Raw genomic sequence first — 12,735 nt, 5'->3', positions numbered from 1 at the left:
TTTAAATACTTAAAATGCTTTCGAAATTTCGGAAGCATTTTTTTTATGTATTTAATTCTTTTGCATGATTAAAGTTTTCTAAACTAAGAAACTTGTAATTTACCTCTAAAATTGTATAAATATTTAATAGAAGGTGCTTTAATGAATCTTTATTTTCGGTATTATTATGCAACAATGGGATGATAAACTTTATTAGCATATCTAATTGTTGCGCATTTAAATTCGAAGATTTAAATTTTTCTAATAATTGATCTCTGTTTAAAACTTGTAACTCATGTAGATTCAAATTAAAATTTTCTGCAATTGCATCTGTAATTTTATTAGCAAAAAATAATGGGTCTTCTATTTTAAGACCCATTATTTTTGCTAGAATTAGAGATAATTTCTGAATTTCTGCTGTTATTAAATCTCTTTTATACATAGTTGAACGTAGGAAAAAGGTTTACCAAGATCCACTACTTCCACCTCCACCAAAGCTACCTCCACCGAAGCCTCCAAAGCCGCCTCCACCACCGCCAAAACCACCACTTCCGCCGCCGAAACCTCCGCCACCTCTTCCGCTATTACCTAATAGTAGTCCCCAGAATAACGCATCTGAAACACCTCTGCTTCCAATAACTTGTCCGCCGCCACCTTTTCCACCGCCACCTTTCTTTGCTATAATAATTATAGCCGCAATAATTAAGAAAATTATAAAAGCGGATGCTCCCTTATGTTCGTTACGCTTAACAGATTTTGGTTGAGTGTTTTTATATTCGCCCTTTGAGATAGCAATAATACTATTGGTGCCTGCTTCTAGTCCACCGTAATAATCTTGATTTTTAAAATAGGGTTTAATATCATTTTCAATTATTCTTTTGGTGTAAATATCAGGAAGTACACCTTCCATACCATAACCAGTTTGAATAGATATTTTTCTATCGCCAATGGCAACAACTATAATAACCCCAGAATTATTATCTTTTCCTCCTACGCCCCACTTTCTGCCTAATTGTAAAGCATAATCGTTAATATCATAGTCGCCAACCGATTTTAGAATGGCAATGGCAACTTGGATAGAAGTAGAATCATCAAAAGCAACAAGTTTTTGTTCTAAACTTGCAATTTGATCTGGCGATAAAGTATTGCTATAATCGTTAACGAGCTTAGAAGGCTTTGCCGGAAAATCTTGAGCAAATGAGAATTTTGCTAAAAAGATGAATATTATGATTAATATTTTTTTGCTCATTTTTAATTAGGGTTTATTTAGGTAAACGATTTCATTAGATAACTCATTGATATCGTCACCTTGATATGGGAAAAATTTAGCCAATTCTTCGCCAGCTAATAATACACCTGCAATAATTCCGTCTGCTAAATTTCCTGCAGAAAAATGTGCTTTCATTGCAACTTTAGTTGTTTCCCAAAAATTTGGCGGTACAACTTTGTTAATACCTTTATCGCCTACAATAGCAAATTTATGGTCTTCATAAGCCATATAAATCAACACGCCATTGTGTAGTCTGGTTTTATCCATGTCCATTTCTGAAAAATATTGAATTGCTTTTTCATAGGCGTCGCCTTCACAATATTTATCTAGGGCAATTCTAATTTCTCCAGAAGTAGCTTTTTCTGCTTCTGCAATTGCATTAGCAATACGTTCTTCTTCAATTTCTGTGAATATTGACATGTTATAAATGGAATAATACTCCCACAAAAAATGTGGGAGCTATATAGAAAAGACGATTAAAACTCTACTTTAGGAGCATTTTGTGCAGCAGCATCTGCTTCGAAAGTTCCTTTTATAGCAAAACCAAATATGCCTGCGGTAATGTTATTAGGGAATGATCTTACAGTAGAATTAAAAGTTTGAACAGATTCTGAGTAATCTCTTCTTGCCGTAGAAATTCTGTTTTCTGTACCTTCTAATTGAGCAGATAAATCGCTAAATTGTTGAGTAGCTCTTAATTGAGGATAATTTTCTGTAATTACCATTAAACGTCCTAAAGCCTGACTTAACTGACCTTGAGCTGCTTGATATTTTTGTATGTTTTCTGGTGTTAATTTATCAGGATCGATAGTTACTTGAGTTGCTTTTGCTCTAGCTTCTATAACATCTGTTAAAGTACCTTGTTCGAAATTAGCAGCACCTTTAACCGTACTTACCAAGTTCGGAATTAAATCTGCACGGCGTTGATATTGTTGTTGAACAACACTCCATTTACCTTTTACGTTTTCGTCTAATTTTACTAGATTATTATAACCATTACATCCGGAAAATAATAAGATTGCTACTAAGATGGCAACAACGGCCCAAATAATTTTATTCATTTTTAAGTTTTTTTTAGGTTTTTATATTAAAAATTAGTTATCAATAAATGTACCTTTGTTCTTTTTAGGCTAAATACCTGACAAAATGTTATGAAATACGAAATAGAAATTGCCCTTTTGCCTTCACAATTATACGATGAAGATGTTATTTTATCAAAAATAGGGCAACAAATTAAATTTAAATTTTCTGAATATAAGGGCTATAAGCTCTTAAAGCGATCAATAGATGCGCGGTCTAAGTCTACAGTTTATAGATTAAAATTGGCAGTTTTTATAAATGAGCCTGTTTGTCAGGATGTATTACCTACAGTTTATGGGGATGTCAGAAATAAAAGTTCTATAATAATAGTTGGGGCTGGACCGGCAGGTTTGTTTGCAGCTTTGGAATGTATTGAACTTGGTATAAGACCTATAATCTTAGAGCGTGGAAAGGATGTAAAGCAAAGAAGAAGAGATTTGGCTCGTATAAATAGGGAAGGTGTTGTGAACATTGAATCTAATTATTGCTTTGGTGAAGGTGGAGCTGGAACTTATTCGGATGGAAAGCTTTATACAAGGAGCAATAAGCGAGGTGATATTCAAAAAGTTTTACAAATTTTTGTAGACCATGGTGCTGATGAAGATATATTAATAGATGCTAGACCTCATATTGGTACTAATAAACTTCCTGGAATTATTACATCTATACGAGAGACCATTTTAAAATCGGGAGGGGAAGTTAGGTTTGATAGTTTAGTTACAGATATATTAATTAAAGACAATAAAGTACAGGGGGTTGTTGTTAATAATTCGGAGACCTTAAAAGCGGATGCTGTAATTTTAGCTACAGGACATTCTGCAAGGGATATTTATGAATTACTACATTCAAAAAAGATTTTATTAGAAGCCAAACCATTTGCTATGGGCGTGAGGGTAGAACACCCTCAACAAATAATAGACAGGGCACAATATCATACCGAGACACGGAGTGAATACCTTCCTCCGGCTTATTATAGTTTAGTTGAACAAGTTAATGGGCGTGGAGTTTTTTCTTTTTGTATGTGTCCTGGAGGAATTATTGCCCCATGTGCCACAGGTAAGGAAGAAATAGTTGTGAATGGTTGGTCGCCATCTAAACGTAATAATCCGTTTGCAAATTCTGGAATGGTTGTTCAAGTTAATTTAGAAGATGTACCTGGCGATGATCCTTTGAAAATGTTGAATTTTCAATCTAAAATAGAAAAATTAGCATTTGAATATGGTGGTGGTAATTTGGTTGCACCAGCACAAAGAATGCAAGACTTTGTAGAAAAGCGATTATCTAAGGATATTCCGGCCAATTCTTATTTACCTGGCACAAAAAGCGTTGAATTGGATAAAATTTTACCAAGTTTTATAGTGGAGAGTTTAAGAGGAGCACTACCTACATTTGGGAAAAAAATTAAAGGATATTATTCGAATGATGCTGTTTTAGTGGGTGTTGAATCGCGTTCTTCTTCGCCAGTAAGGATTCCGCGAGACAGAGAAACCTTACAGCATCCTGAAATAATTGGACTTTATCCATGCGCTGAAGGAGCAGGATATGCAGGTGGCATAGTTTCTGCGGCAATTGATGGTATTAATTGTGCAGTAGCAATTAGTAAGAATAATAAAAGTTAAAAATTTGGTTATGAAAAAAACGTTGATAATTGGGGCAAGCACAGATCCTTCTAGATATTCTTATAAAGCTGCGCACATGTTAACAGCTAAAGGGCACCCTATAGTTAATATTGGAATAAAAAAGGGAGAAGTTGCAGGCGTACCTATACAAAAACCTGATGAAATAATTCAAGATATTCATACCATTACCTTATACGTTGGGCCAGCATTACAGCCAGGCTATTATGATTATATTATAAAAACTAATCCAAAGAGAGTAATTTTTAATCCAGGTACGGAAAACGAAGCGCTTGAGGAATTATTAAAAGAAAATGGTATTGAACCAGTAATTGCTTGCACATTAGTCTTATTATCTACAGGACAATATTAAAAATATAGTGGCGTTGCTAAAAACCTATAGCAACGCCTGCTATATTCATCATCCCAACCCTATCATCCCTCTTTTGTTGTTGTTTGAAATTCGCTTACTACAATTTCAAATGAATATTTTTTAATTCCATCTTTTTCATATTGTTGAGAAACTAAACGCCCTGTGATGGATAATTTACTGCCTTTCTTAATTTTCTCTGCGGCTTCATCTGCCAAATTATTCCAAAAAATTAAATTAAACCATTGCGTGTTTTTTACTTCTGCCCCTACTGTAGAGATATAGCTTTCATTTACTGCAATATTTACTTTAGACAACCTTTTATCATTTGCAAGTACTTTTAATTCTACATCATTTCCTGCGAATCCAGTAAGCTCTACTTTGTTTTCTGAATATTTCATACATTTTTAAATTAGTTGTTGCAATTAGTTTTGCATTTCTATAAAGTAAAGATGCACTTAGGTAATAGAGTTATTCGGAAATTAAACAGATATAAACGGATATAAATGGTAAATTTTGGGCATAAAAAACCTCGAATTTTTTCGAGGTTTTTAAATATTGGTTTAAACTTAAGCTAAGCGTTTTTTTAGATTTTCATCAATAGCAGCTAAGAATTCTTCAGTATAAAGATAATCTACACCATGTTCTACTTTTGGTTTAATCGTAATGGCTAAGTCTTTAGTCATTTTTCCGCTTTCTACAGTTTCGATACAAACTTTTTCTAGAGTTTGGCAGAAATTAATCAACTCTTGATTGTTGTCTAATTTTCCTCTGAACTCTAAACCTCTTGTCCAAGCAAAAATTGAAGCAATTGGGTTTGTTGAAGTTGGATTTCCTTTTTGGTGCTCTCTATAATGGCGAGTAACTGTACCGTGAGCAGCTTCGGCTTCCATAACTTTACCATCAGGTGTAATTAAAGTTGAAGTCATAAGACCTAATGATCCAAAACCTTGAGCTACCGTATCTGATTGAACATCACCATCATAATTTTTACAAGCCCAAACAAAATTACCATTCCATTTTAATGCAGAAGCAACCATGTCATCAATTAATCTATGCTCATAAATAATACCAGCAGCATCAAATTGAGCTTTAAATTCATTTTTGTAAACTTCTTCGAAAATATCTTTAAAACGACCATCGTATTTTTTTAAGATCGTGTTTTTAGTAGATAAATATAAAGGCCATTTCTTAGTTAATGCTTGATTAAAGCAAGCGCGAGCAAAACCATAAATACTTTCATCAGTATTATACATCGCCATTGCAACGCCATCACCTTTAAAATTATAAACTTCGAATGATTGTGCTTCGCCACCTTCTTCTGGTGTAAAAGTGATAGTTAATTTTCCTTTTCCTTTGGTTACGAAATCAGTAGCTCTGTATTGATCACCAAATGCGTGTCTTCCAACACAAATAGGAGCTGTCCAGTTTGGAACTAAACGAGGAACATTTTGCATAACAATTGGTTCTCTAAATACAGTACCATCTAAAATATTTCTGATAGTTCCGTTTGGAGACTTCCACATTTGTTTTAAGCTAAATTCTTTTACACGTTCTTCGTCTGGTGTAATAGTAGCACATTTAATACCAACACCATATTTTTTTATAGCTTCAGCTGCATCAATAGTAACCTGATCATTGGTTTGATCTCTGTATTCTATACCAAGATCAAAATATTTAATATCTAAATCTAAGTATGGAAGAATTAATTTGTCTTTAATGAATTTCCAGATAATTCTAGTCATTTCATCACCATCCATTTCTACAACTGGATTTGCTACTTTAATTTTTTGTGTTGACATATTTCGTATATTGAGATTCCTTATTTAATAAAGTTAGGCAAAGATAAAAAAAATGCTTAAATAAGGGGTTTACTTTAATGTTAAGATTAAAACATTTGAAGTAACCTAAGTGTTCATTTACTAAAACTATGTTTATGGAAAAGAATGAATATACGCCAGGTAAACCTTCGGGCGACAAATTGCATCCCATGTTTAATATTGAATCTGATGATTCTATGGATCTATCTTATAATTCTGAAAAAAACTCATATGAGTTAGATATGAAAGATAAAGATGAAGACTACGATCATCCCTTACCTTACGATACAACTGCAGAAAATGGGGGAGATGATCAATCTACCTATGATGAGGCTAATCCGTATATAGGTGATGAGTATGCTGATAAACAGAATGAAATAGACCCTGAGTTATTAGATGTTGGAATGCGAGTTGAAAAGAGTGAAAATATTGTTAAGGTTAGTAAGAAAGACGAACTTTTATCTAGGACTCCTGAAGATGAAAGAAACGATTTAGACGAGGAAGGATATCCAATTAACAATCGTCCTAAAAAATTTTAAGGAAGCAGGTCTAAATTGAATTTTACCCTCATCTCTTCTAATTTAGGGTTCTTTTCTACCATGTACTGGTATTTTTCGATACTGGTATAGTATTTTTTTGTTTGTTTTTTTGGTGAAATATTAGATTTTAGAATAATATTAAAATTCTTTAGTTCGGTCCTTAAATAATTCAATAAATCTATAGTTTCCTCTTTTAAAATATCGTCTTGGTATTTGCTATCTAAAGAAATGTGAATTTCAATTTCATTTTTAATTTCTGGCGGTTGCGATGTAAGTAAAGTATAAATATTTATTCTGCCATTTTCTTTAGCCTTTTCTGCATAAGAATTCCAGTGAATTAAGAAACTTTCGAATGAAAAGGACTCTACATCAGAACCTTCTAAAAAAGTGGGTTCTTTTTCGGAATTAGACTCACTTAAGGCCTCTAAATCTTTTAATGACGGTATAAGTTTAGAAGTTTTTTTTTGTATTGGTTTAAGTGGAATAGAGTCTTTAAGTTGATGAATTGTAGGTTTTTCTACAATTTCTTTTAAAGGTTCAGTTGGAGTTACCTCTTTTACTGGAGAAATTACCTCTTTAATGGGTGCTTTGTTTTCGTTGGGTGCGGGAACTTCAATAGAGGCTGTATTCTCTATTTTAGTTAATTCAGGTGTTTTTTTTTTATCTGCTTCAGCGTTTGAGCTTGAAACATTGTTAAATCCACCTTGTGCTAAATGAACCGCGTTTTGAATATGGGCCATTTTAATTAAGGCCATTTCTACTTGCAATCGTTGATTTTTGCTGTTTTTATATACTAAATCGCATTGGTTAGCAAGATTAAGTGCGGTTAAAATAAAACTTAAATTGGTTGATTTGCTTTGTTCAATGTATCGTGACTTAATATTGTCGCTAACTTCTAATAGTTGAAGTGTTTGAGGATCTTTTCCAACCAAAAGATTTCGTAAATGCGAGGCTAATCCATTAATAAAATGATTTCCATCGAATCCATTATTTAAAATTTCATCAAAAAGAATTAAAGCATTACTTATATCTTGAGCAGTTAAGAAATCTACAAGTTTAAAATAATAATCGTAATCTAAAATGTTTAGGTTGGCAATTACAGATTTATAAGTTACTTCTTTATTTGTAAAACTTACAATTTGGTCGAACATAGAAAGGGCATCCCTTAATCCGCCATCTGCTTTTTGTGCAATTATATGAAGACCATCTTTTTCGAAAGAAATACCTTCTCTTGTTGCAATTTTTTCTAGGTGCAATGCAATATCATCAACCTTAATTCTATTAAAGTCGAATATTTGGCAACGAGACAAGATAGTAGGTAAAATCTTATGTTTCTCGGTAGTAGCTAATATGAAAATTGCATATGGAGGAGGTTCTTCTAATGTTTTTAGGAAAGCATTAAATGCACTAGCCGAAAGCATATGCACCTCATCTATAATATAGACTTTGTATTTACCAGCTTGTGGTGGAATTCTAACTTGGTCTATTAAGTTTCTAATATCATCAACTGAATTATTTGAAGCCGCATCTAACTCATGAAAATTAAATGAATTTCCAGCTTGGAACGACTTACAACTATCGCATGTGCCACAAGCTTCAATTTCTGGAGTTAGATTTTGACAATTAATTGTTTTGGCTAAAATTCGTGCACAGGTGGTTTTTCCTACACCTCTTGGTCCGCAGAATAGAAATGCTTGGGCCAGTTGATTGTTTTTAATGGCGTTTTTTAAAGTGCCTGTAATATGCATTTGGCCTACTACAGTTTCGAATGTAGAAGGTCTATACTTACGAGCAGACACAATAAAATTATCCATGCACGAAAATAGAAAAAAAGCGATGGACAGCCTAATATTTTACATACTTTTTAAGAATTAAAATTGCGAATGTGTTTGTATTAAATTAATAATGAATTTGATAAAGCCATTGAAAAATTAATAAGAAATTTTTCAATAAATAAATTTTAATCTTTTCAAGGATTAAACTGTGATTTCTTGCTTTTCAGGTAATTAATAGGTCATAGTAAGTAGAAGTAAAGCGTGTTGGGTTAGATGAAATTAAAGATAGGGCGTAATTTGGACTAACTGTTCATTATTCAATATTTTAGCTTTAAAATGTTTGTTTATTGTTGATATTATTATTACTTTTGCGTCCCGCTTTGTGAGTGGGAATTAAATCATTAACAATTAAATAAAAATGAATCAGTACGAAACTGTCATCGTTCTTACCCCGTTGTTATCAGATGAGGTTGCGAAAGAGGTGTTAGCCAAATTCAAAAAAATCATTATTGATAACGGAGCCGAAATTATCCATGAAGATAATTGGGGTTTGAGAAAATTAGCGTATCCGATTGCAAAAAAAGCAAACGGTATTTTTCACTTAACTGAATACAAAAGCAGTGGTGAATTGGTTAGCAAATTAGAATTAGAATTGAAACGTGATGAGCGTGTAATGCGTTTCTTAACTGTAAGATTAGATCGTCATGCGGTTGCTTACAATGAGAAAAAACGTAGCGGTGCTTTCAACAAAAAAACTAAGGAGGAGGTTTCAGCATAATGGCTAGAGAACAAATACAATATGTTACCGCTCCAAAAGTGGACGATAACCGTAAAAAATATTGCCGTTTTAGAAAAAATGGTATTAAATATATCGATTATAAAGACGCTAACTTTTTATTAAAGTTCATCAATGATCAAGGTAAAATTTTACCTCGTAGATTAACTGGAACTTCTTTAAAATTCCAAAGAAAAGTTGCTCAAGCTGTTAAACGTGCACGCCACATTGGTTTATTACCATTTGTTGCTGATCAATTAAAATAAGATACAGAGATGGAAATTATATTAAAACAAGACATCAAAGCGCTAGGCGAAAAAGATGATATTGTAACGGTAAAGCCAGGCTTTGGTCGTAATTATTTAATTCCTCAAGGATTTGCTGAACTGGCTACGCCATCTGCAAAAAAAGTTCTTGCTGAGAATTTAAAACAAGCTGCTTTTAAACAAGATAAAATTAAAAAAGATGCTGAAGCTTTAGCTGGAAGTTTAGCTGATGTTAAGTTAACTATCGGTGCAAAAGCTGGTGAATCAGGAAAAATATTTGGTGCTGTAAACACTATTATGATTGCTGATGCATTAAAATCAAAAGGGTTTGAAGTAGATCGTCGTAGAATTACTTTCGAAACTGAACCTAAAATGATTGGCGAGTATATTGCTAATTTAAACTTACACAAAGAAGTGAAAGTGAAAGTTGCTTTTGAAGTTGTAGCTGAATAAGCTAATTAATTCATATAAAATGCCCTCGAAAATTTCGAGGGCATTTTTTTTGGCTTAAATTTTTAAAAACAGCATATTTGAAGGAATGACTGCTAAAAGAAAATCAACGAGTAAGTTTAATAAAAAGAGAGTTTTTAAAATTATTGGTAAAATATGCCTTTGGTTTTTTGGAATATCAATAGTTTGGGTATTGGCTTTTCGTTTTATAAATCCGCCAATTACATTATTAATGGTACTTAGGAAATTTGATGCTGATACAAAAAGCAAATCTATTTCTAAAGAATGGATTAGTTATGAAGATATGGCTAAATCTATAAAAATTGCAGCAGTTGCCGGTGAAGATGAGAAATTTTTCAATCATTTTGGTTTCGATATAGATGCTATTGAACAGGCATCTAAAGATAATGCACAAGGAAAAAGGATAAAGGGGGCTAGTACAATAACTCAGCAAACTGCTAAAAATGTATTTTTATGGCCAGGAAGGAGTTGGGTAAGAAAGGGGTTTGAAGCCTATTTTACACTCTTAATAGAGCTTTTATGGAGTAAAGAACGAATTTTAGAGGTTTATTTAAACGTAATAGAAATGGGTGATGGGATTTATGGAGCTGAAGCCGCATCCCAAAAGTACTTTAAAAAATCTGCCTCAAAAATTACAAGATCTGAGGCTGCATTATTAGTAGCTTGCTTTCCAAATCCAATTAGGTGGACTCCAAAGAAGCCAACATCTTATATTTATAGAAAACAATCTATTATTTTAAGGAAAATGAGGACGGTAAAATTACCTAAACAATAATTTTAAATCCATTAATCTGCATGAAAACAAAGTCTGCAGCGAGGTTCGTAGATGTCTTTTTCTCCTAATAACACTTTGGCTTCATTTGCTACTTTTCTAAAGCTATACACGGCCGGATTACCACATTGAACACATACAGCATTCACTTTTGTGACATGTTCTGCAATAGCCATTAGATTGGGCATTGGACCAAATGGTTTTCCACTGAAATCCATATCTAAGCCAGCTACAATTACTCGAATGCCTTGTTGAGCTAGTTGATTGCATACATCAGGAAGATTGTCGTCAAAAAATTGAGCTTCATCAATACCTACTACTTGCGTGTTGGCACCCAACAATAGCACAGCCGATGAATGATCAACTGGGGTAGACTGGATAGAATTTAAATCGTGCGAAACAACAGCAGATTCATCGTACCTTGTATCTGTTCGAGGTTTAAAAATTTCTATTGATAATTTTGCGATTTGAGCTCTTTTTAAACGTCTAATTAATTCTTCCGTTTTTCCCGAGAACATTGATCCACAGATTACCTCTATGCTACCTCGGTTTTCCCCTTTTCTTGATTTATGCTCGCTAAATAACATTTATACTCTTCTCTTTCTAAAACTCGAATATCCGAAAATTATACTATTTTTGAATGGTAAGTTACCAACATAAACTTACAATAATAGCGTTATATTACTATGATTCAACCTGACGATATTTTCAAAAAAATTGGCTTTATACTTAATGACTTACAAGATCAGCATGATTATTTGACTCATCATCCTGAGAAATTAAATTTGCCAGAATTACAATTGTTTAAAGCCAATGCCGATTTTTTAGCTGACCATATAAAAATATATATCGGTTTATACGAAAAATTAAAGGCCGAAGTAGTGGATGATTCTAAATTCAATATGGCTCAAACTCCAGTATTGAATTCTCAAGAAGAGGAACAACAGTCCTTAGAAGAAGCAGATGTAAATTCAATTTTGGATGCTAAGGTGAATATTGAAACTGATGATAGTTTATTGAATGTTGATAAACCTACATTCGAATTTTTGTTAAACTCAGAAACTAATGATGAAGATGTTTTTGAGTTTGAGCAATCGGCAGTAGGGGAGATTTTTGATAGGACATTAAGTGAAGAAGAAAATGAGATATTGAATAAGGCCAAGGAGAAAATCGGATTAATAAATGATCCTATTGAAATGGAAGAAGATCTATTTCTGGGTGATAATGAAGAGGTAGGACCGGAGCCATTTTTAATTAATGAGCAGGAAATAATAGAAGGTGAGTTAGATAAAACGGATGCTTTTGAAGAAAGTAGAGAATTATTGAACGAAGATTTTAATTTTGGTAAAGAAGAAATTCTGCCAATTGTTAATACTATATTACCCCAGCAAGAAGAAAAGAAGCAAAGTATTAATGAGTTATTAGCGTCTGCATCAGGTGCTAGAGCAAGCAATTTAGTGCCAATTAAAGATTTAAAACAAGCAATAAATTTAAATGATAAACTTTTGTTTATTAGAGATTTATTTAATGGTTATAATTTGGCTTATTCTGAAGCAGTGGATATTTTAAATAAAATGTCTGATTTTAAGAGTGCGCAAACATTTTTGGAAAATACTTATTCTGAGAAAAATGGTTGGAAAGATAAGCAGGGTACTGTAGATAGATTTTACGAATTATTGGCGAGGAAATTTCCAGAAGGATAGGCATAAAAAAAACCCGCAAATAGCGGGTTTTTTTTATGGGGGTATATTTTTTTAGATTACGCCTTCTGCAAGGACAATAATTTTATTGTTTAAAACTTCAACAACACCACCTTTAATATTGAAAGTGGTGTCATTTCCTGAGCCTTTAATTACTACTGCGCCATCTTCTAAAGTAGAGATAATGGGCGCATGATCTTTTAGGATTTGAAAAGACCCCATTGTTCCAGGAACTGTAACAGAACTTACTTCGCCTTCAAATATTTTTTTGTCGGGAGTTAAAATTTCTAAGTTCATATATT

17 protein-coding genes are annotated in these 12,735 nt (G+C 32.9%); 8 read left to right on the top strand and 9 right to left on the bottom strand.

Features of this window, described 5'->3' with window-relative positions:
• Positions 1 to 43 precede the first annotated feature (43 nt).
• From VRU49_RS00895 to VRU49_RS00880, 4 genes are read right to left on the bottom strand one after another with little or no spacing between them, the layout of a single operon-like run.
• Positions 44 to 421, bottom strand: coding sequence for a hypothetical protein (locus tag VRU49_RS00895; RefSeq protein WP_330144887.1), 378 nt, complete (start codon positions 419 to 421; stop codon positions 44 to 46).
• 21 nt (positions 422 to 442) lie between these two features.
• On the bottom strand, positions 443 to 1,228 hold the full coding sequence (locus VRU49_RS00890) for a TPM domain-containing protein (RefSeq protein ID WP_330144886.1): 786 nt from the start codon (positions 1,226 to 1,228) through the stop codon (positions 443 to 445).
• Positions 1,229 to 1,234: 6 nt separating this feature from the next.
• Positions 1,235 to 1,669, bottom strand: coding sequence for a TPM domain-containing protein (locus VRU49_RS00885; RefSeq protein ID WP_330144885.1), 435 nt, complete (start codon positions 1,667 to 1,669; stop codon positions 1,235 to 1,237).
• A gap of 56 nt (positions 1,670 to 1,725) precedes the next feature.
• The gene (locus VRU49_RS00880) at positions 1,726 to 2,310 is read right to left on the bottom strand and encodes a LemA family protein (protein ID WP_330144884.1); all 585 of its coding nucleotides are present in this window, start codon (positions 2,308 to 2,310) and stop codon (positions 1,726 to 1,728) included.
• Positions 2,311 to 2,400: 90 nt separating this feature from the next.
• Between VRU49_RS00880 and VRU49_RS00875 the strand changes: the two genes are divergently transcribed.
• Positions 2,401 to 3,948, top strand: a complete 1,548-nt coding sequence (locus VRU49_RS00875) for an NAD(P)/FAD-dependent oxidoreductase (protein WP_330144883.1) — start codon at positions 2,401 to 2,403, stop codon at positions 3,946 to 3,948.
• A 10-nt stretch (positions 3,949 to 3,958) separates the two neighbouring features.
• Positions 3,959 to 4,318, top strand: a complete 360-nt coding sequence (locus VRU49_RS00870) for a CoA-binding protein (protein WP_330144882.1) — start codon at positions 3,959 to 3,961, stop codon at positions 4,316 to 4,318.
• A gap of 62 nt (positions 4,319 to 4,380) precedes the next feature.
• Here the strand turns inward: VRU49_RS00870 and VRU49_RS00865 are convergent, their stop codons facing one another.
• Positions 4,381 to 4,716, bottom strand: a complete 336-nt coding sequence (locus VRU49_RS00865) for a single-stranded DNA-binding protein (protein WP_330144881.1) — start codon at positions 4,714 to 4,716, stop codon at positions 4,381 to 4,383.
• A 168-nt stretch (positions 4,717 to 4,884) separates the two neighbouring features.
• Positions 4,885 to 6,117, bottom strand: a complete 1,233-nt coding sequence (locus tag VRU49_RS00860; RefSeq protein WP_330144880.1) for an NADP-dependent isocitrate dehydrogenase — start codon at positions 6,115 to 6,117, stop codon at positions 4,885 to 4,887.
• A 134-nt stretch (positions 6,118 to 6,251) separates the two neighbouring features.
• Here VRU49_RS00860 and VRU49_RS00855 point away from each other — a divergent pair, with 134 nt between their 5' ends.
• Positions 6,252 to 6,674 carry a hypothetical protein gene (locus tag VRU49_RS00855; protein ID WP_330144879.1) on the top strand — a complete coding sequence of 141 codons (423 nt, stop codon included), beginning with the start codon at positions 6,252 to 6,254 and terminating at the stop codon, positions 6,672 to 6,674.
• Here the strand turns inward: VRU49_RS00855 and VRU49_RS00850 are convergent.
• Positions 6,671 to 8,488: a DNA polymerase III subunit gamma/tau gene (locus tag VRU49_RS00850; protein ID WP_330144878.1), complete on the bottom strand. Its 1,818-nt coding sequence runs from the start codon at positions 8,486 to 8,488 to the stop codon at positions 6,671 to 6,673. The two genes, VRU49_RS00855 and VRU49_RS00850, sit on opposite strands and share 4 nt — an antisense overlap.
• Before the next feature lie 379 nt (positions 8,489 to 8,867).
• Here VRU49_RS00850 and rpsF point away from each other — a divergent pair, with 379 nt between their 5' ends.
• The 4 genes from rpsF (at position 8,868) to mtgA (ending at position 10,736) form a co-directional block, all read left to right on the top strand.
• Positions 8,868 to 9,227: a 30S ribosomal protein S6 gene (gene rpsF / locus VRU49_RS00845; RefSeq protein ID WP_330144877.1), complete on the top strand. Its 360-nt coding sequence runs from the start codon at positions 8,868 to 8,870 to the stop codon at positions 9,225 to 9,227.
• Positions 9,227 to 9,490, top strand: coding sequence for a 30S ribosomal protein S18 (gene rpsR, locus VRU49_RS00840; protein WP_330144876.1), 264 nt, complete (start codon positions 9,227 to 9,229; stop codon positions 9,488 to 9,490). Before rpsF ends, rpsR begins: the two co-directional genes overlap by 1 nt.
• A gap of 9 nt (positions 9,491 to 9,499) precedes the next feature.
• Positions 9,500 to 9,943, top strand: coding sequence for a 50S ribosomal protein L9 (rplI, locus tag VRU49_RS00835; protein WP_330144875.1), 444 nt, complete (start codon positions 9,500 to 9,502; stop codon positions 9,941 to 9,943).
• 85 nt (positions 9,944 to 10,028) lie between these two features.
• Positions 10,029 to 10,736: a monofunctional biosynthetic peptidoglycan transglycosylase gene (gene mtgA / locus VRU49_RS00830; RefSeq protein WP_330144874.1), complete on the top strand. Its 708-nt coding sequence runs from the start codon at positions 10,029 to 10,031 to the stop codon at positions 10,734 to 10,736.
• 11 nt (positions 10,737 to 10,747) lie between these two features.
• Here mtgA and VRU49_RS00825 read toward each other — a convergent pair whose 3' ends face one another.
• The gene (locus VRU49_RS00825) at positions 10,748 to 11,320 is read right to left on the bottom strand and encodes a thymidine kinase (RefSeq protein WP_330144873.1); all 573 of its coding nucleotides are present in this window, start codon (positions 11,318 to 11,320) and stop codon (positions 10,748 to 10,750) included.
• A 99-nt stretch (positions 11,321 to 11,419) separates the two neighbouring features.
• Between VRU49_RS00825 and VRU49_RS00820 the strand changes: the two genes are divergently transcribed.
• Complete coding sequence (locus tag VRU49_RS00820) at positions 11,420 to 12,436, top strand: DUF8457 domain-containing protein (RefSeq protein ID WP_330144872.1); 1,017 nt, start codon at positions 11,420 to 11,422, stop codon at positions 12,434 to 12,436.
• Positions 12,437 to 12,487: 51 nt separating this feature from the next.
• Here the strand turns inward: VRU49_RS00820 and atpC are convergent, their stop codons facing one another.
• Entirely contained in the window at positions 12,488 to 12,730 is a 243-nt protein-coding gene (atpC, locus tag VRU49_RS00815; protein WP_330144871.1) for an ATP synthase F1 subunit epsilon, read from the bottom strand.
• Between the last annotated feature and the right edge of the window lie 5 nt (positions 12,731 to 12,735).

The sequence above is a fragment of the Pedobacter flavus genome, from assembly GCF_036324285.1.
GTDB classification, from domain to species: domain Bacteria; phylum Bacteroidota; class Bacteroidia; order Sphingobacteriales; family Sphingobacteriaceae; genus Pedobacter; species Pedobacter flavus.
The sequence above is the reverse complement of the archived record's forward strand: the minus strand, read 5'-3'. Positions and strand labels throughout refer to the sequence as shown.